This is a genomic window from Pseudomonas sp. TZ252, assembly GCF_056110345.1.
This window is the reverse complement of record NZ_CM148566.1, coordinates 5,110,687-5,132,960: the sequence shown is the minus strand read 5'-3', so window position 1 is coordinate 5,132,960 and position 22,274 is coordinate 5,110,687. Positions and strand designations below refer to the sequence as shown.

The following is a 22,274-nucleotide window of genomic DNA, read 5'->3' as shown; positions in this document are numbered from 1 at the left end:
CCATGCCTTGCGGCGCTGGCTGTGCGTGAACTTCTGGTCGATCGCGCCCCCGCGCAGTCCTGCCGCAACCGGCATTGACCGTGGGGCTGATTCTGGAACCGGGGAAATGACGCAGACATGAGGCGGGGATTACTTTTCCGCAATCTTAACTCGCACTTAATGCGCTTCGCGCAGACTCCTCCGCCATGCAACGGAGCATCGCCGAAGTTATCGGAAACGTAATTTTCCACTCACCCTCGGGTAATCCGTCCGCTCTTACTCTTTGCTCAAACGGGACGAATACCTCGCCCCGGCGACGAGCCAACCCGAGAGGTTTGCCATGAAGATCATCCCGATGCTGCTGGCCGCCCTGCTGGCGACCGCCGCCGCCACTACCCAGGCCCAGGACGGCAGCGAACGCTCCTGGCAGTACAACGCCGAATTCCGCGCCGCGCAGAAAGAACTGCGCGAAAAGCGCCTGCAGAAGCAACAACTGGAAGCGCAAGCGCAGAAGACCGACCGCAGCAAATGCGCCGAGCGCAAGAACGGCAACGGCTGAGCAGCCTTTCACCGAGCAATACACTTGTCCTTTTTGGGTTGCTCCTTTGGACAAGTCCTGAGGCGCCAGTCATGGCGCCTTTTTTTATCCGCCGTCGCGCCTGGCGGAAGAAGGCGGCATGGTCGCCAGCGACCAGCCGCCCTCCCCGTTTCCCACCTTACTCCTGCAATGCCCGCGGCCGCTGGCTGCGGCGCTCGGCGGCGGGCGCCGGGCTGGACTGGAGCTGGAAGTCGAAATCCAGTTCGGCGAAGCGTCCGCCCTCCACGCCGCGGTCGCGGGCCGCGGCGGGGTCGTCGTTGAAGCGCAGGTCGCCGATCAGCCCATCGCGGGTGGCATAGGCGAAGTCGTCCCACAGGTAGCGGTCGCCCGCCAGGTTGATCTGGGTGGTCAGGTGGCGATGGCCGGGCGCCGAGACGAAGAAGTGAATGTGCGCCGGCCGCTGGCCGTGGCGGCCGAGGCGGTCGAGCAGTTCCTGGGTCGGGCCGTCGCTCGGGCAACCGTAGCCGGACGGCACGATGCTGCGCGCACGGTAGCGGCCGTCGGCGTCGGTGCGGATGCGCCGGCGCAGGTTGTATTCGGACTGGCTGCTGTCGAAGTAGGAATAGGTGCCTTGGGTATTGGCGTGCCAGACATCGACGATGGCCCCGGCCAGCGGCTGGCCATCGGGACCGCTGACGCGGCCCTGGAGGAACATCACGGTGCCGGCGTCGCGGCCGTCGTCCATCCGTGCCTCGCCGTCGCTCAGCGGCGCGCCGGCGACGTACAGCGGCCCTTCGATGGTGCGCGGCGTGCCGCCGGTGAGGCCGGCCTCGGCGTCCTGGGCGTCGAGCAGCAGGTCCAGGTAATGCTCCAGGCCCAGCCCGGCGGCCAGCAGGCCGGCCTCCTGGCGGCTGCCCAGGCGGTTCAGGTAGTCCACCGCTTTCCAGAATTCGTCGGGCGTGACCTGCATTTCTTCGATCAGCTTCGCCGTGTCGTCGAGGATGCGCCGCACCAGGGCCTTGGTGCGCGGATCGCCGCGTTCGTTGAGCTGGCCGCTGGCCTCTTCGAAGAAGCGCTGGACATCGGCAGTCTGGGAAATCTTCACGGTCATGGCGTTTGCCTCTGCTTGTTGTTGTCGGGCGTGGGAAGGGAATCTCAGCGGTCGTCGGCATGGATCGACGAGGGATGCCGGCAAAGCCCGTCGATCTCGATGTCCATGTAGGGAAACAGCGGCAGCCGGGTCAGGGTGTCGTGCAGCGCCTCGACGCTGGGCAGGTCGAACAGGCTGTAGTTGGCGTAGTGCCCGGCGATCCGCCAGAGGTGCCGCCAGCTGCCCTCGCGCTGGAGGCGCTGGGCCATTTCCTTCTCCTCGGCCTTGAGCCGCTCGGCCTGTTGCGGGTCCATGTCGACGGGCAACTTCACGGTCATCTTCACGTGGAACAGCATCGGTCGTTTCTCCTCTGTCTGCGGGACGGCTTCAGCGCCGGCGGAAGCGCGCCAGGCGCTCCTCGTCGAGCGCCAGGCCGAGACCCGGCGCACGCGGCACGTGCAAGTGGAAATCCTGGTAGCGCGGCGACTCGAGGAGGATGTCCTCGGTCAGCAGCAACGGGCCGAACAGTTCGCTGTGCCAGGCCAGGCGGTCGAGGGTGACGAAGGCGTGGGCGGCGGCCAGGGTGCCGATGCCGCCCTCGAGCATGGTCCCGCCGTACAGGCCGATCCCGGCCGCCTCGGCGATCGCCGCGCTACGCAGCACCGCGCGCGGTCCGCCGTTCTTGGCGATCTTCAGGGCGAACACCGGGGCGGCGCCCTCGCGAGCCAGGTGGAAGGCATCCTCGACGCTCTCGATGGCCTCGTCGGCCATGATCGGCGCGCCGCCGCGGCTGCTCAGGCGCGCCAGGCCGACGCGGTTGTGGCGGGCGATGGGCTGTTCGATCAGGGCGATGCCGTTGTCGCCGAGCGTCGCGCAGGCACGCTGGGCAACGCCTTCGTCCCAGGCCTGGTTGACGTCCACCCGCACGCTGGCGCGCTCGCCGAGGGCGCGCTTGATGGCGATCGCGTGGGCCACGTCGGCATCCACCTCACCGGCGCCGATCTTCAGCTTGAAGTGCCGGTGGCGGCGCAGGTCGAGCATCCGCTCGGCTTCCTCGATGTCGCGGCCGGTGTCGCCGCTGGCCAGGGTCCAGGCCACCTCCAGGCTGTCGTGCAGGCGGCCGCCGAGCAGTTCGCTGACGGCCAGGCCGAGGCGCTTGCCATGGGCGTCGAGCAAGGCGGTCTCGACCGCCGAGCGGGCGAAGGTGTTGCCCCTGATGTGTCGGTCCAGGCGCTGCATCGCGGCATTCACGTTGTCCGCCGGCTGGCCCAGCAGCAACGGGGCGAAATGCGCGTCGAGATTGCTCTTGATGCTCTCCGGGCTCTCGCTGCCGTAGGCCAGGCCACCGATGGTGGTGGCTTCGCCGAGGCCCTCGATGCCGTCGCTGCAACGCAGGCGGAGGATCACCAGGGTCTGCCGGTTCATGGTGTGCATGGCCAGCTTGTGCGGGCGGATGGTCGGCAGGTCGACGATGATCGACTCGAGGCTTTGGATCACGGCTTGGCTCATTCTCGGGGGTCCACCAGGGTTGCGGTCGGGTTTTCGACGGTTCGCCGCTCAAGGCTCGCTCGATACCGAGCGGGTTTCGCCGTTGTCTCGGCCAAGCATCCATCGCCTTCTTCACTGGGGTCCAATATCATCTTCCTCTCGAACCATACCCTGGAGGTATCATGGAGCTTCGTCACCTGCGCTACTTCCAGGCGCTGGCCCGGACCCTCAACTTCACCCGCGCCGCCGAGCAGTTGCACATCGCCCAGCCACCGCTGAGCCGGCAGATCCAGCAACTCGAGGAAATGCTCGGGGTGGCCCTGCTGGAGCGCGGCCGGCCGCTGCGCCTGACCGAAGCCGGGCGCTTCTTCCACGAACAGAGCGCGACGCTCCTGGACCAACTGGAAAGCATCTGCGACAGCACCCGGCGGATCGGCCAGGGCCAGCGCCAGTGGTTCGGCATCGGCTTTGTGCCCTCGGCGCTGTATGGCGTGCTGCCGGAGCTGATCCGCCACCTGCGCGGCGACCCGGAGCTGGAGCTGGGCCTGCTGGAGATGACCACCCTGCAACAGGTCGAGGCGCTGAAGAGCGGGCGTATCGACATCGGTTTCGGACGCATCCGCATCGACGACCCGGCGATCCGCCAGAGCGTGCTCAGCGAAGAGCCGCTGGTCGCCGCCCTGCCCGCCGGGCACCCGTTGCTCGGCCAGCCGCTGAGCCTGGAGCGCCTGTCGCGCGAGCCGTTCGTGCTCTACCCCGGCCAGCCGCGGCCGAGCTACGCCGACCACGTGCTGGCGCTGTTCGCCACCCACGGCCTGAGCCTGCGCGTGACGCAATGGGCCAACGAGATGCAGACCGCCATCGGCCTGGTCGCCGCCGGACTCGGCGCGACCCTGGTGCCGGCCTCGGTGCAGTTGCAGCACCGCGACGACGTCGCCTACCAGGCCCTGGCCGACGCCTCCCTGACCTCGCCGATCATCGTCAGCCGGCGCCAGGGCGACGGCTCCCCGCACCTGCGGCGCTGCCTGGCGCTGATCGGCCGCGAGGACGCCTGAGTGCCCTCTCAGGAGGGCCGCGCAGCGCGGCGCTGGGTCATGCTCGGGGTTTCCTCGAAGCGCTTGCGGTAGTCCACGGAGAAGCGTCCGAGGTGGCTGAAGCCCCAGCCCAGGGCGATCGTCGAGATGCTGCGGGCGCCGCCGCTGGCGAGGATCTCCTCGCGCACCGCGGCGAGCCGGTAGTGCTTCAGGTAGCTCATCGGCGACACCCCGAAGTAGCGACGGAAGCCCTCGAACAGCTTGAACCGCGAGACCCCGGCGGCGCGTTCCACGTCCTCTAGGCTCAGGGTCTCGCGGGCGTTGGCCTGGAGAAACTCGCGGGCGCGCAGCAGGTAGTGCGGCGGGCGCCCGCCAAGGCCCTGCTGCAGGGCCTCGCTGTAGTTGTTCGGCTGGGCCAGGATCAGTCCCTTGATCAGCGCGCGTTCCAGGTCGCTGCTGAAAAACGCCTGGGCGTAGAGTTCGCTGCGCGCCATCTCCTCGCTGATGTGCCGCACGGTGCGCCACCAGGACGCGGAGGCGCCGTCCAGGGCATCCATCTCCGGATCGAAGCGCAAGGGCGTATCGATCGGCCGCTGCAACATCTCCTCCAGGACCTTGCGCATCGCCGTGCGGCCGATCACCACCTGCAGCTTGCGGCAGTCCCCGGCGATGCTCAGCTCCTGGCGCTCGTTGGGCGCGATGATCACCCCGCGGCGGACGTCGGAGAGCAGGCGCAGCCCGCCCCGGCACAGCTCCTGCTCGCCGCTGAGCGGCAGGCTCAGGCTGTAGGCGTTGAACGCCGCGGCATCCTCGACGGTGATGGTGACGTCGGTACCGTAGCCGATGTAGCCAAGGGTGGTGCACATCGACTTCAGCACGTTGCCGTGGTGCTGGAACTGCACCAGTCCCGGGCTCGCCGCTTCGAGCCGGTGCGGCCCGCAGACCTTCGACATCCAGGAACGGGCGGCGGCCAGGTCCAGGTGGTCGGCATGGAGATCGCCACGATCGGCGACGGGATGGGTCCTCATCATGGTTCGGCACTCGACACGGCAAGGCTGGGGGTGCGCTCTGCTGGCGCTCTGTTTTCAGCAAAATGCAAGGCATATGCCGGCGCAAGGCCGGCTCCCCGCATCCTCCACTATCCGGATAGCGTTCGCCGACTTTCCGGACAAAGCGTCCGCCGCAAGCGCCGCTCGAACCTCGGCCGAGCCCTCCGCGAGCCCCCCGGCCGCTCCTCGGCGGCTGCGGATTTTCGGGATGCGCATCGTCGACTAAGCGGATAGCCCGCCCCCGCTCGCGGCCGTTGAATGGGTCACCCATAACGACAACGCACAAGGGTGAGAACGCATGAACGCTACCCGCAGAAGCCTCGAACAGTGGCGCGACTATGTCGGCGGCTGCCTCGACTTCCGTCCCGAGGAAGGCATCTTCCGCATCGCCCGGGACATGTTCACCGAACCGGAGCTGTTCGACCTGGAGATGGAGCTGATCTTCGAAAAGAACTGGATCTACGCCTGCCACGAAAGCGAACTGGCCAGGCCCCACGACTTCGTCACCCTGCGCGCCGGACGCCAGCCGCTGATCGTCACCCGCGACGGCAACGGCCAGTTGCACGCGCTGGTCAACGCCTGCCAGCATCGCGGCGCGACCCTGGTGCGGGTCGGCAAGGGCAACCAGTCGACCTTCACCTGTCCGTTCCATGCCTGGTGCTACAAGAACGACGGCCGGCTGGTGAAGGTCAAGGCGCCGGGCGAATACCCGGAAGGCTTCGACAAGGCCACCCGCGGCCTGAAGAAAGCGCGCATCCAGAGCTACAGGGGCTTCGTCTTCGTCAGCCTGGACGTCGCCGGCGAGGACGACCTGGTGGACTTCCTCGGCGACGCCCGGGTGTTCCTCGACATGCTGGTGGCGCAGTCTCCCAGCGGCGAGCTGGAAGTGTTGCCCGGCACCTCCACCTACACCTACGAAGGCAACTGGAAGCTGCAGAACGAGAATGGCCTGGACGGCTATCACGTCAGCACAGTGCACTACAACTACGTAGCCACCGTGCAGCACCGCCAGCAGGTCGAGGCCGAGCGCGGCGGCGTGGCCGCCACCCTCGACTACAGCAAGCTCGGCGCCGGCGACGCGGCCACCGACGACGGCTGGTTCTCCTTCGCCAACGGCCACAGCGTGCTCTTCAGCGAGATGCCCAACCCCGCCGTACGCCCCGGCTACGCCAGCGTGATGCCGCGGCTGGTGGCGGAATACGGCCAGGCCCGCGCCGAGTGGATGATGCATCGCCTGCGCAACCTCAATCTCTACCCCAGCCTGTTCGTCATCGACCAGATCAGCTCGCAGCTGCGCATCGTCCGCCCGCTGGCCTGGAACCGTACCGAGATCGTCAGCCAGTGCATCGGCGTAAAGGGCGAGTCGGACGCCGACCGGGAGAACCGGATCCGCCAGTTCGAGGACTTCTTCAACGTCTCCGGGATGGGCACGCCCGACGACCTGGTGGAGTTCCGCGAAGCCCAGCGTGGCTTCCAGGCCCGCCTGGAGCGCTGGAGCGACATCTCCCGCGGCCACGGCAAGTGGCTCGAAGGCGCGACGCCGAACAGCCAGGCGCTGGGTATCGCGCCGCTGCTGACCGGCACCGAGATCACCCATGAAGGCCTCTACGTCAACCAGCACGCGCATTGGCGGCGCTTCCTCCTCGACGGCCTGGAGCGCCTGGCCCTGCGCGCGAAGGAGGTGACCCCATGAACGCCGGACTGCAGTACCGCGTCGAACAGTTCCTCTACCGCCACGCCGAACTCTGCGATGCCCAGGACTGGGACGGCTACCTCGCGCAGTTCGACGAACAGTGCGAGTTCCACCTGCCGCAGTGGGAGTCCGAGCAGCGCTACACCCGCGATCCGAAGCGCGAGATGTCGCTGATCTACTACCCCAGCCGTGCCGGCCTGGAAGACCGGGTGTTCCGTATCCGCACCGGCAAGGCCGCGTCCACCGTGCCGATGCCGCGCACCCTGCACCAGATCGGCAACGTGCGCATCGCCGAGGAAGGCGACGGCCTGCTGCGAGTGCGGGTCAACTGGCAGACCCTGTTCCAGCGCCTGGACCAGACCGGCAGCTTCTTCGGCCATGCCACCTACCGCCTGAAACCCCATGGAGAGGCCTGGCTGATCGCGCGCAAGCACATCGTCCTGCTCAACGACCGGATCGACTCGGTCCTCGACTTCTACCACCTCTGAACGGCGGGCCCCGTCACGATGAATCACAAAGTCGCCCTCAGCTTCGCCGACGGCAAGACCCTGTTCCTGCCCGTCGGCCACGACGACCTGCTCCTCGACGCCGCCCTGCGCCACGGCATCAACCTGCCGCTGGACTGCCGCGAAGGGGTCTGCGGCACCTGCATGGGCCGCTGCGAGGCGGGCAGCTACAGCCTGGACTACGCCGACGAGGACACCCTCTCCGCCGCCGACCTGGAGCAGCGCAAGGTGCTCGCCTGCCAGACCCGGGTGCGCTCCGACGCGGCCTTCTACTTCGACTTCGCCTCGACCCTCTGCCACGCCGCCGCGGCCCAGGCGCACAGCGGCGTGGTGCGCGAACTGCGCCTGCTCTCCGAGGACACCGCGCTGCTCCGCCTCGACGCCGGCGCCGCGGGCCGCCAGTTGGACTTCCTGCCCGGCCAGTACGCGCGCCTGCAAGTACCCGGCAGCGACTGCCGGCGCGCCTACTCCTTCGCCAACCGGCCGAATCCGCAGAACCACCTGCAGTTCCTCATCCGCCTGCTCCCGGGCGGCGCCATGAGCGACTACCTGCGCCAAGGTTGCCGGGTCGGCGACGAGATCCGCTTCGAGGCGCCGCTGGGCACCTTCTACCTGCGCCAGGTGGAGCGCCCGTTGCTGCTGGTGGCCGGCGGCACCGGCCTGTCGGCGTTCCTCGGCATGCTCGACGAACTGGCCGAGCGCGGTTGCGAGCGGCCGGTGCATCTCTACTACGGGGTACGCCGCGCCGCCGATCTCTGCGAATTGCAACGGATCGCCGGCTACGCCGAGCGGCTTCCCGGCTTCCGCTTCGTCCCGGTGCTCAGCGAGGCGGACGCCGACTGGGATGGCCGGCGCGGCTACCTGCACGAGCATTTCGACGCCGCCCGCTTGCGCGACGAAGCTTTCGACCTCTACCTGTGCGGGCCGCCGCCGATGGTCGAGGCGGTCCGCCAGTGGCTGCGCGAGCACTCCCTGGAGCATCTGCGGCTGTACCTGGAGAAGTTCACCGAAAGCGGCGACTGAAGCGCTCAGCCGAGGTCGCCGCCAGCTACCGGCAGGGTCACGCCGGTAATGTAGGACGCCTCGTCGGAGGCGAGGAAGAGGATCGCCGCGACCTGCTCGTCGATGCTGCCGTAGCGCTTCATCAGGCTGCTGTCGAGGGTCTGCTCGACGATCTGTCGATACCAGCGCCGCTCCTCCTCGCTCTGCGCCGCGGCGTTGCGCGGAATCCTTCGCGGCGGCGCGTCGGTGCCGCCCGGCGCCACCGCGTTGACGCGGATGCCCTGGTCGGCGGTCTCGAACGCCAGGCAGGCGGTCAGCGCGTTCACCCCGCCCTTGGCGGCGCCATAGGGCACCCGGTTGACCCCGCGGGTGGCAACCGACGAGACGTTGACGATCGCCCCGCTGCCCTGCCCCAGCATCGCCGGCAGCGCCGCTCGGCAACACCACAAGGTGGGCAGCAGCGAACGCCGCAGCTCGGCCTCGATCTCGTCCTCGGCGTAGTGTTGGTAGGGCTTCGCCCAGAGGGTGCCGCCGACGTTGTTGACCAGGATGTCCAGCCGGCCGAAACGCTCCAGGGTCCGCTCCAGTACCCGCTGGCATTCGGCGTAGCGCTCCAGGTCGGCGGTCAGGCACAGGCAGGCGTCGCCGGCCAGTTCGTGGACCAGCTCGGAGCGGTCCACCGCCACCACCCGCGCGCCTTCCTCCAGCAGGCGCCGGGCCACGCCCAGGCCGATGCCCTGGGCGGCGCCGCTGACCAAGGCGACCTTGTCGCGGAATCTGTCGTTCATGGGAATCTCCTTGGCTGCTCGGGTTCAGGCCGCGCTGGCAGCGAACTTTTCGTAGTAGAAATTCGCCGGGCGCACGCCCTGCTCGCGCAGGTAGCGCTCGACCGCCTCGACCATCGGCGGCGGCCCGCACAGGTAGATGTCAACGTCGCCCTCGTGCAGGTGCTGCGCGGCGATGTGCTCGGTCACGTAGCCCTTGCGCGGATAGTCGCTGTCGGCGCTGGCCACGCAGGCGCTCCAGGTGAAGCCGGGAATCCGTTCGGCGAACGCCTCCAGGCGCTCGAGCCCGACCAGGTCGACGTCGTGGGTCACCCCGTAGACCAGGTGCAGCGGGTGCGCGCTGCCCTGCTCGGCGATCCGTTCGAGCATCGCGGTGAACGGCGCCAGGCCGGTGCCGCCGGCCAGCATCAGCAGTGGCCGGTGAATCTCGCGCAGGTAGAAACTGCCCAGCGGGCCGTCCATCGCCAGGCTGTCGCCGGCCCTGGCCGTGCCACTGAGGAAGCCGCTCATCAGCCCGCCGGGGACGTTGCGGATCAGGAAGCTGACCTCGCCGTCCTTCGCCAGCGAGCTGAAGGAGTAGGCGCGGCGCTGCTCGCTGCCGGGCACCTGGAGGTTGACGTACTGCCCGGGCAGGAACGCCAGGCTGGCCAGCGCCTCGCCGCGCAGCGACAGGCCGATGGTGCTCGGCGACAGTTGCCGGACTTCGCTGATGCGCGCCTCGTAGCGCGCCTGGCCGGTCCTGCACAGGGTCGAGGACGCCGGCACGCGCAGCACGCAGTCGCTTTCGGCGCGCATCTGGCAGGTCAGCACGTAGCCGCGGGCGGCTTCCTCGGCGCTGAGGGCATCGTCGATGTAGTCCTGGCCCAGCGCATAGCGCCCGGCCTCGGCCAGGCACTTGCAGGTGCCGCAGGCGCCGTCGCGGCAGTCCAGGGGGATGTTGATGCCCTGGCGGTAGGCCGCGTCGGCCACGGTCTCGCCGGGCGCGGCATGGATGAAGCGGGTCACCCCGTCTTCGAAGTTGAGTGCGATCCGATGGTTCATGGCATGTCCCTCGACAGCCCGCCGGCGCGGGCGTCAGACGTGGTAGACGTCGATCAGTTGGCGAACGTAGTCGTTCTTCAGGATCACTTTCTTGGCCTTGATCAGCGGACTCTCGCCGCGTACGTCGAGGTCGTAGAAGGTGGTGCCGAAGTAGCTGTCCACGGTCTTGTAGCGATAGCTCAGGGTGTGCCAGTTGCAGCGCGCGCGGCAGATGCCGTCGTCCTCGCCGAGCAGTTCGATGTTGCTCAGGTTGTGCGAGGTGCGGGTGTCCGGCAGGGTCGCGCTGGAGCGCTCGGTGCGGATGCGGAATACCCGGTCCTCCAGGCCGCCGCGGTTGCCGTACCAGATCAGCGAGATTTCCCGCTGCGGGTCCTCGGTGAGCTGGTCGCGGTCGTCCCAGGACGGCATCCAGAAACTGGCGTCCGCGGCGTACAACGCCAGCCAGGCGTCCCAATCCTTGTCGTCGAGATAGCGCGCCTCGCGGTAGAGGAAATCGCGCAGGGCGTCGTAGCCCAGGCTCATGACGCCACCTCCCGCAGCGCCACGCGCTGCGTCCGTTCGCGCTCCAGGGCGGCGAGCAGCGCCTCCTGCCAGTAGCGATGCTGCAATACGAACAGCCCTTCGTCCTCGGTGCGCACGCCGCTCAGGCGCGGCCGCAGGTCGATGGCCGCGGCCGCCGCGTCGGCGCCCTCTATCCAGTGTTCGGCGCCGCGCGACAGGTCGTTCCAGCCGACCACGCTGCCCTGGTAGCCCTGCTGGCAGGAACGGAACTCCTCCAGGTCGTCCGGGGTGGCCATGCCGCTGACGTTGAAGAAGTCCTCGTACTGGCGGATGCGCCGGGCGCGCGCCTCGGCGCTCTCGCCTTTCGGCGCGATGCAGTAGATGGTGATTTCCGTGCGGTCCACCGACAGCGGCCGGGCGATGCGGATCTGCGAGCTGAACTGGTCCATCAGGTACACGTTGGGGTACAGGCAGAGGTTGCGCGAGTTCTCGATCATCCAGTCGGCGCGGGCCTCGCCGAAGTCGCGGGCAAGCTCGGCGCGGCGCTCGAAGGCCGGCCGGTCCTCGGGGTTGGCCCAGCGACTCCAGAGCAGCATGTGGCCATGCTCGAACGAGTAGAAGCCGCCGCCCTGCCGGGCCCAGCCCGCGGCGCTCATGGTCCGCAGCGGGTCCGCGGCGTCGCGCTGCTGGCGCTGGCTCTGGGTCGCCGCGTAGTTCCAGTGCACCGAACTGACGTGATAGCCGTCGGCGCCGTTCTCGGCGGTGAGCTTCCAGTTGCCTTCGTAGACATAGCTGGAAGAGCCGCGCAGCACCTCGAGGCCTTCCGGCGACTGGTCGACGATCATGTCGATGATCTTCGCCGACTCGCCCAGGTGCTCGGCCAGCGGCCTGACATCGGGGTTGAGGCTGCCGAACAGGAAGCCACGGTAGGACTCGAAGCGCGCCACCCGGGTCAGGTCGTGCGAGCCCTCGCAGTTGAAGCCCTGCGGGTAGCCGGCCTCGGCCGGGTCCTTGACCTTGAGCAGCTTGCCGGAGTTGTTGAAGGTCCAGCCGTGGAACGGACAGGTATAGCTGCTGCGATTGCCGCTCTTGTGCCGACAGAGCATCGCGCCACGGTGGCTGCAGGCGTTGATGAAGGCGTTGAGCTGGCCGTCGCGGTTGCGCGCGATGACGATCGACTGGCGGCCGATCTGGGTGGTCAGGTAGTCGTTGACTCCGGCAACCTGGCTTTCGTGAGCGAGATAGACCCAATTGCCCTCGAAGATGTGCTTCATCTCCAGTTCGAACAGGCGTGGATCGGTGAACATCTCCCGCTTGCAGCGGTAGACGCCGCGCTCGGGGTCTTCCTCGAGCAGAGAACGCAAGTAATCGCTACCCAGGGACATGGCCGGGGCCTCCGTTGTTATTGTTCAGGCCCGGTCAGGTTAGGTAGCGCGTGCTGCTGGGGATATCCGTTGCCTGCGGATCGCTGGCCGATTCCTGCACGCCGTGGCGGTCGGCGCTAGGCGCGCCGGCGCAGGGTTTCCGAAGGCAGCTCGCCGAACTGCCGGCGATATTGCTCGGCGAAGCGGCCGAGGTGGGCGAAACCGAAGTCCAGGGCCAGTTCGGTGAGGTTGCGTACCCGGCAGCCGGGGTCTTCCAGGCAGGCACGGATGCGCTCCAGGCGCAGCCGGCGAATGTATTGCCGAGGGCTCTCGCCAAGCTGGCGCTCGAACAGCGCGTACAGCGAACGGGTGCTCATGTGCGCCTGCTCGGCCAGCGCCGCGACCTCGATCTCGCTCTGCAGATGGCGGCGGATGTAGGCATCGAGGCGGGCGAAGACGACCTGCGCATCGCCGGGGTCCTCGCGGCTGACGTTGGTCTTCAGCAGGGTCAGCAGCTTGCTGCCGAGGATCTGCTCGAAGTGGCTGTCGACCCGCGCCAGCCGCTCGCCGGACTCGGCCTCGCGGCAGACCAGGGCGAGCAGGCCGACGAAGCCTTCCAGCTGGTCCAGGCGATAGCGATGTTCGAGGAAACGCACGCCGCGCGCCGGATGGCTCCAGCGCTGCTCGGCGCAGATCGCTTCGAGCAGCGCGCAGGGCAGCTTGACGATGAATTTCTCGCAGTCCGCCGAATAGGTCAGGTCGACCGGATCGTCCGGGTTGATCAGCAACAGCTCGCCCGGCGCCAGGGCGTGTTCCTGCCCGCCGCCGCGCCACAGGCAGTGGCCGCGCAGGAGGATCTGCAGGTGGAAGATGCTCTCCAGCGCCGGCGAGGTGACCCGTACCGCCGCGCCGTAGCTGATCCGGCACAGGTCGAGGCTGGCGAAGGTGCGGTGGTCGAGGCTGGCTTGCGGCCTGCCGGCGGCCGGCAGGCGTATGCAGTGCGTACCGACGTGCCGGTTGACATAGCCGGACACCGCATAGGGGTCGGCACGTTCGAACACCCGGCTGCGCTCGCTGAGCAAGGAGGCATTCATGGGCAGGACACTCAGGCTGCTATCGTTGTTGTTATCGCCGCGCGGCGCCAAGCGCCGGGCGCGGAACGTCCACCCACACTACGCAAGCCCTCCGCCGGCGACAATCCGGGCCGGCAATCGCGTGCGGTAATCGAACGGAATCCGTCCAACGGCCAAAGAAAAAGGGCCGCCAGGGTTTCCCCTGCCGGCCCGCTTGCGCGCCCGCTTCAGCCGGCCGCCGGCGTCTCCTCGCGCGGTCCGGCGTCGCGCCCGTGGGTCCAGCGATAGAGCACCGGCAGCACCAGCAGGGTCAGCATGGTCGAGGACAGGATGCCGCCGATCACCACCGTCGCCAGCGGCCGCTGCACCTCGGCGCCGGTGCCGGTGGCCAGGGCCATCGGCACGAAACCGAGGGACGCCACCAGGGCGGTCATCAGCACCGGACGCAGGCGGGTGATGGCGCCCTCCCACACCGCCTGGTCGAGGCTGCGTCCTTCCTGCAACAGGTTGCGGATGAAGGAGATCATCACCAGGCCGTTGAGCACCGCCACCCCGGACAGGGCGATGAAACCCACCGCCGCCGAGATCGACAGCGGTATCCCGCGCAGCCACAGGGCCAGCACCCCGCCGGTGAGGGCGAAGGGGATGCCGGTGAACACCAGCAGGCCGTCCTTGACGTTGTTGAACATGGCGAAGAGCAAGGTGAACACCAGCAGCAGCGCCACCGGCACCACTACCTGCAAGCGCTTGGCGGCGGACTGCAACTGTTCGAACTGGCCGCCCCAGGTGGTCCAGTAGCCGGCCGGGATCTTCACCCCGTCCTGCAGCTTCTGTTGCGCTTCCAGCACGAACGAGCCGATGTCGCGGCCGCGCACGTTGGCGCTGACCACGATGCGCCGCTTGCCGTTCTCCCGGCTGATCTGGTTCGGTCCCGGCGAGAGGTCGAGGCGCGCCACGTCCGACAGCGGGATGAAGTCGATCCGCGCCAGGTTGTTCGGCGGCAGCGGGATCAGCAGGTTGGACAGTGCCGGCAGGTCGGCGCGCAGGGTTTCCGGCAGGCGGATGACGATGTCGAAGCGGCGGTCGCCCTCGAACAGGGTACCGGCGTTGCGTCCGCCGAGGGCGGTGGCCACGGTGTCCTGGATGTCGCCGACATTGAGGCCGAAGCGTGCCGCCTTGTCGCGGTCGATGTCCACCGTCAGCACCGGCAGGCCGGTGGTCTGCTCGACCTTCACCTCGGAGGCGCCGTCGATGCCTTGCAGCACCTTGGAGATCTTCTCCGCGGTGTCGTTGAGCACCTGCATGTCGTCGCCGAAGACCTTCACCGCGACGTCGCTGCGCACCCCGGAGATCAGTTCGTTGAAGCGCAACTGGATCGGCTGGGAGAACTCGTAGACGCTGCCCGGCACCTCAAGGGCCGCGGCCTGCAATTCTTCCAGCAGCGCCTCCCGCGACTTCTTCGGGTCCGGCCACTGGCTCTGCGGCTTGAGCATCACGTAGCTGTCGGAGGCGTTCGGCGGCATCAGGTCGGAGGCGATCTCGGCGGTCCCGGTGCGGGCGAAGACCCGCTCGATCTCCGGGAACTTGCCCATCAGCTTCCTCTCCAGGGTCTGCTGCATCTCGACCGACTGGGTCAGGCTGGTGCCCGGCACCCGCAGGCCCTGCATGGCGAAGTCGCCCTCGCTGAGGCTGGGAATGAACTCGCTGCCCATCCGCGAGGCCACCAGCCCGGTGAGCAGGATCGCGCCGAGGGCGCCGCCGACCACCAGCGCGCGGTGCCCGAGCACCCAGCGCAGCGCCGGTTCGTAGGCCAGACGCGCGCGGCGCATGACGAAGTTCTCCTCCTCCTTGACCTTGCCGGTGATGAACAGCGCGATCGCCGCCGGGACGAAGGTCACCGAGAGGATCATCGCGCCGAGCAGCGCGGTGACCACGGTGAACGCCATCGGGTGGAACATCTTCCCCTCGACCCCGGTGAGGGCGAAGATCGGCAGGTACACCACCATGATGATGATCTGGCCGAAGACCAGCGCCCGGCGCGCCTCCCTGGACGCGGCGAAGACCTCGTGGAAACGTTCCGCGCGGGTCAGCTGGCGGCCGTGGTGGGCCTGGGCGTGGGCCAGGCGGCGGATGGCGTTCTCGACGATCACCACGGCGCCGTCGACGATGATGCCGAAGTCCAGCGCGCCGAGGCTCATCAGGTTGGCGCTGACCCTGTTGCCGACCATCCCGGTGAAGGTGAACAGCATCGACAGCGGGATGATGGTGGCGGTGATCAACGCCGCGCGGATGTTGCCGAGGAACAGGAAGAGCACCGCGATCACCAGCGCCGCGCCTTCCACCAGGTTCTTCTTCACCGTGGCCACGGCCTTGTCCACCAGGGTGGTGCGGTCGTAGACGGTGATCGCCTTGACCCCCTTGGGCAGGGTCCGGTTGATCTCCTCCAGGCGCTGGCCGACCGCCTGGGCCACTTCCCGGCTGTTCTCGCCGATCAGCATGAACACCGTGCCGAGCACCACTTCGCGGCCGTTCTCGGTGGCCGCGCCGGTGCGCAGCTCCTTGCCCAGGCCGACCTCGGCGACGTCGCGGATACGGATCGGCACGCCGTCGACGTTGGAAACGATGATCCCGCGGATATCGTCCATGTCCTTGACCTGGCCCGGCGCGCGGATCAGCAACTGCTCGCCGCGCCGCTCGATGTAGCCGGCGCCGACGTTCTCGTTGTTGCGCAGCACGGCGTTCTGCAGGTCGCCGAGGGTCAGCTTGTAGGCCGCGAGCTTCTTCGGATCCGGGGCGATGAGGAATTGCTTGGCGTAGCCGCCGATGGTGTTGATCTCGGCCACGCCCTTCACGTTGCGCAACTGCGGACGGATGATCCAGTCCTGGATGGTGCGCAGGTCAGTGGGCGTGTAGGCGCTGCCGTCCTCCTTGGTCGCGCCCTCCTCGGCCTCAACCGTCCACAGGTAGATCTCGCCGAGACCGGTGGAGATCGGCCCGAGGGTCGGCGAGATGTCTTCCGGCAGTTGCTCGCGCGCCGTGCTCAGGCGTTCGTTGACCTGCTGGCGGGCGAAGTAGATATCGGTGCCCTCCTCGAAGATCACCGTCACCTGGGAAATCCCCGGCCGCGACAGCGAACGGGTTTCCTGCAAACCCGGCAGGCCGGCCATGACGGTCTCCACCGGGTAGGTGATCCGCTGCTCCACTTCCAGCGGCGAGTAGCCGGGGGCGGCGGTATTGATCTGCACCTGGACGTTGGTGATGTCCGGGACCGCGTCGATGGACAGCTTCTGGTAGCTGCCGATGCCGACCCCGGCCATCCCCAGCACCGCCAGCAGGACCAGCCAGCGTTGCTCGATGGCGAATTGGATGATGCGTTCGAACATGCGAAGACTCCTGGAGCGGGACTCAGTGACCGTGTTCCGCCGAGCCCTTGCCCAGTTCGGATTTGAGGATGAAGCTGCCGCTGGCGGCGACCTGGCTGCCGGCGCGCAGGCCCTCGAGGACCTCGACGCGCTGGCCGTCGCTGATGCCCAGCTTGACCGGCTGGACCACGAAGCCATCGGCCACGCGGACGAACACCACGTCCTCGCCGTCGACGTTCTGCACCGCGCCGTCGGCGACCGTCAGGACTTCCTTGCGGGTCGCCTCGGCCACCTGCACGGAAACGAACAGGCCCGGGCGCCAGGTGCTCTCGGGGTTGCTCAGGGTGACCCGGGCGGTGGCCGCGCGGGTCTGCTCGCCGAGCAGGTCGCCGATGTAGGACACGGTGCCCTCCACCTCGCTATCCAGCGCCTGGGCGAGCACCTTGACCTTGCTGCCGACGCGGACCTGGCCGAGCAGTTGCGCGGGCACGTTGAAGGTGGCCCAGACCGAGGACAGGTCGGACAGGGTGAAGACGTTGGCGGTGCCGTCCACCGGCTCGCCCTGGGTCAGGTGCTTTTCCACCAGCACCCCGGCGAACGGCGCGCGCAGCTCGTAGCGGTTGCCGCCCTGCAGGCTGGGATTGCCGCCGAGCGCGGCGATCTTCGCCCGCGCGTTGTTCAGCGCGATCTCGGCTTCCTGCAAACCCTGGCGGGCGAGCAGGAATTCCTGCTCGGCGGAAATGCCCTCCTTCCACAGCTGCTGCTCGCGCTTGTAGGTGCTCTGCGCCAAGCTCAGGCGGCGCTGGGCGGCGGCGAATTCGCTGCGCTGGTCGGACAACTGCGGGCTGCTGATCACCGCCAGCAGCTCGCCCTGCTTCACCGCCTGGCCAAGATTGGCCGGCACGCTGTCGACGATCCCCGGCAGGCGCGGGACGATATGCGCGGTGCGGTCCTCGTTGAAGCGGATCTCGCCGGGCAGCGAGACCACCTGGGCCAGGCTGATCGTCCGCGCCGTATCGAGGGTGATGCCGGCGGCCTCGATCTGCTCGGCATCCAGCTCCAGCTTGCCCTCCTCGCGGGTGAAGGCGAAGTCGTAGCCCTGCTTGCCGGCCATCAGCTTGAGGCGCGCGGTGAAGGCATGCGGCTCGGCGATCCCGGCATTGGCCACCAGGCCATCGCCGCTGGCCTTGAACAGCAGGTCCTCGACCTCGCCGGTGGCACGCTCGACGTCGGCGCCGAGGACCACCTCCTGCGGCGCCAGCGCCTTGCCGCCGCGCTCGACCCAGGCCTTGAGCGGGCTGCCGTCCTCCGGCACCAGCAGTTCCAGGGTCAGGTCGCCCTGGCGCAACAACATGCCGCCGCGCGGTCCGCTGCCCTCGCCCTCGGCGGCCGCTTCGCCGGCGCCGGCCGGCGCCTTCCCGCCCAGCTCCAGGTAGGCGCCGCCGCCCAGGCCGAGCAGTGCCAGTGCGGTCACCGCGATAATCGTCTTCTTGCCCATTCTGTTCTCCCGAACCGTTCGGGGGGCGCGCCGGCGGCCCGCCCCGGAAATCTCACTGGCCGAGGTGGCCGATGTCTTCGCCGAGCAGGCGCTCCATGCTCACCCGCGCCTGTGCCGCGGCGTCCAGCGCGCGCACGTACTGGGCACGGACGCCGACCAGGGTGCGCTGGGCATCGAGCACGTCGAGGAAGTTGAACTTGCCCATCTCGAAGCCGCGGGTCATCGAGTCCAGCGCGCTCTGTGCGCCGGGCAGCAGGTCGCGACGGACCAGCGCCAGCTCCTGTTCCGAGGTGCGCAACTGGTCGTAGGCCTGTACCGCTTCGCTGCGCAGGCGCAGCAGGGTCGCGCGCTGCAGGTCGCGGGCCTGGTCGGCGCGGCTCTGGGCGGCGTAGATGTTGCCCTGGTTGCGGTCGAACAGCGGCAGCGGCATCGACAGGCCGATCAGGTTGACCCGTTCGCCACGTCCGTCGCGGGCGGTCTGGTCGTACTTGCTGCCGATGCTGACCGTCAGGTTGGGGATGCGCTGGCGCTTCTCCAGGTCGACCTGGGCCTCGCCGCGCGCTACCTCCTGGGCCGCCAGGCGCAGGGTCGGCGACTCGTCGAGATGGCGCAGCAAGGCGCCACGGGTGATGCTCGCCGGCACCGCGTCGAGCGCGCCGCCGACCCTGGCGAAGCCTGGCTGCGGCTCGTCCCAGGTGCTCGACAGCTGCACATAGGTGCGCTGCTGCTCCAGCTCCGCCTGGCTCAGGTCGAGCTGGGCGTTGTCCGCCAGGACCTGGGCGCGAACCCGTTCCACCGAGGAGATGCTGCCGGCCTTGACCCGTCGGTCGGCGGCCTGCAGCGCGCGCCTGGCCAGGTCCAGGGAGGTCTTCGCCAGGCGCACCCGCTCCTGCGCGGTCAGCGCCGCGTAGTAGGCGCCGCGGACCTGGGCGCGCAGTTCGGCGCGACGGACTTCCAGTTGGGTCCAGGCGATCTCGCTGCCGCGTTTCGCCACCTCCACCCGCGCACCGCGCTTGCCGCCCAGCTCCAGCGGCTGGGCGATGCTGACGCTGGTCTGGCGATTGCCTTGGCGGGTGTCCTCGACGCTCCAGGACAGATCCGGGTTGGGGATCAGCCCGGCCTGCTGCCGCGCGCCGCTGGCGATCTCGGTCTCGCGCCCCACCGCCGCCAGCTCGGGGTTGCTCCGCAGGGCTCGCTCCAACGCCTGCTCGAGGCTGATCGAAGTGCCGTTGAAACTCACCGGCGCCTCGTTCGCCAGGGCCGGCAGGCCCAGGTAGAGTCCCATCAGTAGCCAGCAGGCGCGTTTCCCCGCGCTGGCCAGTGGCCGAAGTATCGGCATGTTCCGCTCCTCGTCTGCTGATCGTCGTCGGCGACGGCGATCCATTACCGGCCCGGAACCACGCAACCGTTCATCGGCGATATCTCGCCGGCGATATTCGAAGTTGCACTTCCGGGATGCGGCAGATGTTAGGTAGCGGGGCTTATCGGCAAGGTGACGGAAGAATTACAAGTCGGTAATGAATATTCTCCACGGACAATTAGCGGTTACACTTCGGCAACCTTCGAAGAGACTGGCAATAGTTGGATGAAACATAGGGACAAAAGCAACATGCGCTTACAAAAGGCATTGCCTCTCACGCCCAGCGGTGCTTGCGCCGCGGACATTTCCAAAGTTCTCAGGCGGACTCCCGGGAGAACTACCCGGTCATTCGATAATTATCATCGAAGCAGCGCAACGATATGAAATTACATTTCCAGGATTCTATCCAGGCAACGCCCGCAATGTAACTTTATAGCAATGCACTTAAACATTTACTTGCAAATGAATCCATACTTTATATAGGGGCGAACATGCGCATCCTTATTATCGAAGATGAAGTCAAGACTGCCGACTACCTGCACCAGGGCCTGACCGAAAGCGGCTACATCGTCGACCGCGCCAACGATGGCATCGACGGCCTGCACATGGCCTTGCAACACCCTTACGAACTGGTGATCCTCGACGTCAACCTGCCCGGCATCGACGGCTGGGACCTGCTCCGCCGCCTGCGCGAACGCAGCAGCGCGCGGGTGATGATGCTCACCGGGCATGGCAGGCTGACCGACAAGGTGCGCGGCCTCGATCTCGGCGCCGACGACTTCATGGTCAAGCCGTTCCAGTTCCCCGAACTGCTGGCGCGGGTCCGCTCGCTGCTGCGCCGCCACGACCAGGCACCGATGCAGGACGTCCTGCGGGTCGCCGACCTGGAGCTGGACGCCAGCCGCCACCGGGCCTTCCGCGGCCGGGTGCGGATCAACCTGACGACCAAGGAGTTCGCCCTGCTGCACCTGCTGATGCGGCGCAACGGCGACGTCATCACCCGGACGCAGATCATCTCGCTGATCTGGGACATGAACTTCGACAACGACTCCAACGTGGTGGAAGTCGCCATCTGCCGCCTGCGGGCGAAGATCGACGACGGCTTCGACCTCAAGCTGATCCATACCATTCGCGGCGTCGGCTACGTCCTGGAAGCGCGCCGATGACGCCACCAGGCCGACTGTCGCTGCGCCTGGCCCTGCTGGTCGGCGCCCTCGGCGCGCTGCTGGCCCTGGCACTCGGCGCAATGGCGCACTGGAACCTCGGCCGCGAGCTGGAAGCCCGCGAGCGGGAAAACCTGCAATTGAAGCTGGAGCAGATCCGCCACAGCCTGGAAGACGATCTCGACCTGCGCAGCGACCCGGCCGTACAGGCGCATGCCCTGCAGGACCAACTGGTGGCGCACAGCGGCCTGCACCTGAGCATTCTCGACAGCCGCAGCGGCCAGCCGCTGATGAGCTTCGGCGACCAGGCTGCGGCCAGCGTCGCGGCCAACCGCGCGCTTCTCGCCCGCTTGCAGGCGGACGCCCGCCAGCCGGTGTTCCAGAGCTGGAGCACCGGCAACGACCAGCGCCTGCTGAGCATCGGCGCTTCCATGCGCATGAAGAACGGCACCCCGGTACAGGTGTTGCTGAGCAGCGAGCGCAACGCCGACGAGCGCCTGCTCGACGGTTTCCTCCGCGCCACCCTGCTGGCCCTGCCCTTCCTCCTGCCATTGATCGCCCTGGCCGCCTGGTGGGTGGTGCGTGCCGGCCTCGAACCGTTGAACCGCTTCCGCCGGGTGGCCGCCCAGGTCAGCCCGCAGGATCTCTCCTACCGCATCCCCGAGCAGAACCTGCCGCGCGAGCTGGACAGCCTGGCCCGCAGCTTCAACCACATGCTCGGCCGCCTCGAGGATGGCGTACGCCAGCTCTCGCAGTTCTCCGACGACCTGGCCCACGAACTGCGCGCGCCGATCTGCAACCTGCTGGTGCGCAACCAGGTGCTGCTCAGCCAGCATCGCGACGGCGCGGCATACCGCGAAGCCCTGGAGTCCAATGCCGAGGAACTGGAGCGGCTGTCGCGGATCGTCACCGACATGCTGTTCCTGGTGCAGGTGGACAACCCGGCGATCCAGGCCCAGTTCGGCTGCGTCGCCCTGCACGAGCAGGCGGCCAAGGTCATCGACCTGTACGAGATGGTCGCCGAGGACAAGGGCGTCGAACTGCGCCTGTCCGGCAACGGCTTCGCCCACGGCGACAACCTGATGATCCAGCGCGCCATTTCCAACCTGGTGTCCAACGCCGTGCGCCACACCCCGCAAGGCGGGCGCATCGACGTGCGGATCGGGGAACGCGCGGGGCACACCGAGGTGAGGGTCAGCAACGACGGTCCGGGCATCCCGCCGGAGTACCTGCCGCACCTGTTCGAGCGCTTCTACCGCCGCGCCGGACGCCAGACTGGAGCCCAGGCCGGCACCGGCCTGGGACTGGCCATCGTGCAATCGATCATGGCCTACCACGGCGGCCGCGCCGAAGCGGAAAGCGTACCGCAGCAGAAGACCCACCTGCGCCTGCTGTTCCCTTCGACGGGCGCTGCCTGACGCCGGTTTCAGCAACCGGCGCGGCGCCGCCACAGCCGGTACTCGCCGCAGAAACCGGCGAGGAACAGCGCCAGGCCGAGCGCCAGCAGGGTCCAGGGCGTCCGCAGCGGGGCGCGCTGGAGCGGCGGTTCACCGTGCAGCAGGACGAAGCATTGCAGCAGCGCCCAGAACATCGCGGCGACGCCGCCAAGCATGGCCAGGCGGCACAACCAGCCGAGCCAGTAGCCTCGGCGCGAGGGCTTTTCCGGAAACTTCCCCGACACGTATTCACCTCCACATCCGCCGCCGCACTCTAGCCGAGACGCGGACGGCGGTGTGTCATGCAAGCGC

20 protein-coding genes are annotated in these 22,274 nt (G+C 68.1%); 7 read left to right on the top strand and 13 right to left on the bottom strand.

Translation table 11 applies throughout. The features are described 5' to 3' along the window. The first annotated feature begins 319 nt into the window (after window positions 1–319). A complete protein-coding gene (locus ACYAF3_RS23990) occupies window positions 320–538 on the top strand; it encodes a hypothetical protein (RefSeq protein WP_023084196.1) in 219 nt (72 codons plus the stop codon). A 157-nt stretch (window positions 539–695) separates the two neighbouring features. On the opposite strand, the gene catA is transcribed toward ACYAF3_RS23990, so the two are convergent. From catA to ACYAF3_RS23975, 3 genes are read right to left on the bottom strand one after another with little or no spacing between them, the layout of a single operon-like run. Next, the gene (gene catA / locus ACYAF3_RS23985; RefSeq protein WP_003122649.1) at window positions 696–1,628 is read right to left on the bottom strand and encodes a catechol 1,2-dioxygenase; all 933 of its coding nucleotides are present in this window, start codon (window positions 1,626–1,628) and stop codon (window positions 696–698) included. Window positions 1,629–1,672: 44 nt separating this feature from the next. After that, on the bottom strand, window positions 1,673–1,963 hold the full coding sequence (catC, locus tag ACYAF3_RS23980; protein WP_003089864.1) for a muconolactone Delta-isomerase: 291 nt from the start codon (window positions 1,961–1,963) through the stop codon (window positions 1,673–1,675). Window positions 1,964–1,994: 31 nt separating this feature from the next. Next, the gene (locus ACYAF3_RS23975) at window positions 1,995–3,116 is read right to left on the bottom strand and encodes a muconate cycloisomerase family protein (protein ID WP_003120080.1); all 1,122 of its coding nucleotides are present in this window, start codon (window positions 3,114–3,116) and stop codon (window positions 1,995–1,997) included. A gap of 161 nt (window positions 3,117–3,277) precedes the next feature. Between ACYAF3_RS23975 and ACYAF3_RS23970 the strand changes: the two genes are divergently transcribed. Next, complete coding sequence (locus ACYAF3_RS23970; protein ID WP_003089870.1) at window positions 3,278–4,150, top strand: LysR family transcriptional regulator; 873 nt, start codon at window positions 3,278–3,280, stop codon at window positions 4,148–4,150. Between the two features lie 8 nt (window positions 4,151–4,158). Here the strand turns inward: ACYAF3_RS23970 and ACYAF3_RS23965 are convergent, their stop codons facing one another. Continuing rightward, complete coding sequence (locus tag ACYAF3_RS23965) at window positions 4,159–5,160, bottom strand: AraC family transcriptional regulator (RefSeq protein ID WP_019395968.1); 1,002 nt, start codon at window positions 5,158–5,160, stop codon at window positions 4,159–4,161. A 316-nt stretch (window positions 5,161–5,476) separates the two neighbouring features. Here ACYAF3_RS23965 and antA point away from each other — a divergent pair, with 316 nt between their 5' ends. Genes antA through antC form a run of 3 tightly spaced genes read left to right on the top strand, consistent with a single transcriptional unit; the run spans window position 5,477 to window position 8,400 of the window. After that, window positions 5,477–6,871, top strand: a complete 1,395-nt coding sequence (antA, locus tag ACYAF3_RS23960) for an anthranilate 1,2-dioxygenase large subunit (RefSeq protein WP_003113310.1) — start codon at window positions 5,477–5,479, stop codon at window positions 6,869–6,871. After that, window positions 6,868–7,359, top strand: coding sequence for an anthranilate 1,2-dioxygenase small subunit (gene antB / locus ACYAF3_RS23955; RefSeq protein ID WP_003158531.1), 492 nt, complete (start codon window positions 6,868–6,870; stop codon window positions 7,357–7,359). Before antA ends, antB begins: the two co-directional genes overlap by 4 nt. 18 nt (window positions 7,360–7,377) lie before the next feature. Beyond that, window positions 7,378–8,400 (top strand): anthranilate 1,2-dioxygenase electron transfer component AntC, encoded by a 1,023-nt coding sequence (gene antC, locus ACYAF3_RS23950; RefSeq protein ID WP_003116863.1) that lies wholly within the window; start codon window positions 7,378–7,380, stop codon window positions 8,398–8,400. Window positions 8,401–8,405: 5 nt separating this feature from the next. Here the strand turns inward: antC and ACYAF3_RS23945 are convergent, their stop codons facing one another. From ACYAF3_RS23945 to ACYAF3_RS23910, 8 genes are all read right to left on the bottom strand, one after another. Continuing rightward, a complete protein-coding gene (locus ACYAF3_RS23945) occupies window positions 8,406–9,167 on the bottom strand; it encodes a 1,6-dihydroxycyclohexa-2,4-diene-1-carboxylate dehydrogenase (RefSeq protein ID WP_003113313.1) in 762 nt (253 codons plus the stop codon). 24 nt (window positions 9,168–9,191) lie between these two features. Further along, complete coding sequence (gene benC / locus ACYAF3_RS23940; RefSeq protein WP_003109537.1) at window positions 9,192–10,205, bottom strand: benzoate 1,2-dioxygenase electron transfer component BenC; 1,014 nt, start codon at window positions 10,203–10,205, stop codon at window positions 9,192–9,194. Window positions 10,206–10,238: 33 nt separating this feature from the next. Beyond that, entirely contained in the window at window positions 10,239–10,727 is a 489-nt protein-coding gene (gene benB / locus ACYAF3_RS23935; protein ID WP_003120077.1) for a benzoate 1,2-dioxygenase small subunit, read from the bottom strand. Further along, window positions 10,724–12,091 carry a benzoate 1,2-dioxygenase large subunit gene (gene benA, locus ACYAF3_RS23930; protein WP_003113315.1) on the bottom strand — a complete coding sequence of 456 codons (1,368 nt, stop codon included), beginning with the start codon at window positions 12,089–12,091 and terminating at the stop codon, window positions 10,724–10,726. The genes benB and benA overlap by 4 nt, the downstream gene beginning before the upstream one ends. A gap of 116 nt (window positions 12,092–12,207) precedes the next feature. Then, window positions 12,208–13,164 carry an AraC family transcriptional regulator gene (locus ACYAF3_RS23925; RefSeq protein ID WP_003109534.1) on the bottom strand — a complete coding sequence of 319 codons (957 nt, stop codon included), beginning with the start codon at window positions 13,162–13,164 and terminating at the stop codon, window positions 12,208–12,210. Between the two features lie 206 nt (window positions 13,165–13,370). Further along, window positions 13,371–16,526: a CusA/CzcA family heavy metal efflux RND transporter gene (locus ACYAF3_RS23920; RefSeq protein ID WP_003115707.1), complete on the bottom strand. Its 3,156-nt coding sequence runs from the start codon at window positions 16,524–16,526 to the stop codon at window positions 13,371–13,373. A 22-nt stretch (window positions 16,527–16,548) separates the two neighbouring features. Beyond that, window positions 16,549–18,003, bottom strand: a complete 1,455-nt coding sequence (locus ACYAF3_RS23915) for an efflux RND transporter periplasmic adaptor subunit (RefSeq protein ID WP_003109532.1) — start codon at window positions 18,001–18,003, stop codon at window positions 16,549–16,551. Window positions 18,004–18,055: 52 nt separating this feature from the next. Beyond that, window positions 18,056–19,342, bottom strand: coding sequence for a TolC family protein (locus tag ACYAF3_RS23910; protein WP_016253372.1), 1,287 nt, complete (start codon window positions 19,340–19,342; stop codon window positions 18,056–18,058). A gap of 512 nt (window positions 19,343–19,854) precedes the next feature. On the opposite strand from ACYAF3_RS23910, the gene ACYAF3_RS23905 reads away from it, so the two are divergent. Together ACYAF3_RS23905 and ACYAF3_RS23900 are read left to right on the top strand one after the other, a co-directional pair. Further along, complete coding sequence (locus ACYAF3_RS23905; RefSeq protein WP_003089900.1) at window positions 19,855–20,529, top strand: heavy metal response regulator transcription factor; 675 nt, start codon at window positions 19,855–19,857, stop codon at window positions 20,527–20,529. Continuing rightward, window positions 20,526–21,944: a sensor histidine kinase gene (locus ACYAF3_RS23900; RefSeq protein WP_003113318.1), complete on the top strand. Its 1,419-nt coding sequence runs from the start codon at window positions 20,526–20,528 to the stop codon at window positions 21,942–21,944. Before ACYAF3_RS23905 ends, ACYAF3_RS23900 begins: the two co-directional genes overlap by 4 nt. An 8-nt stretch (window positions 21,945–21,952) precedes the next feature. Here ACYAF3_RS23900 and ACYAF3_RS23895 read toward each other — a convergent pair whose 3' ends face one another. Further along, complete coding sequence (locus tag ACYAF3_RS23895; RefSeq protein ID WP_003158535.1) at window positions 21,953–22,207, bottom strand: hypothetical protein; 255 nt, start codon at window positions 22,205–22,207, stop codon at window positions 21,953–21,955. Window positions 22,208–22,274: the final 67 nt, after the last annotated feature.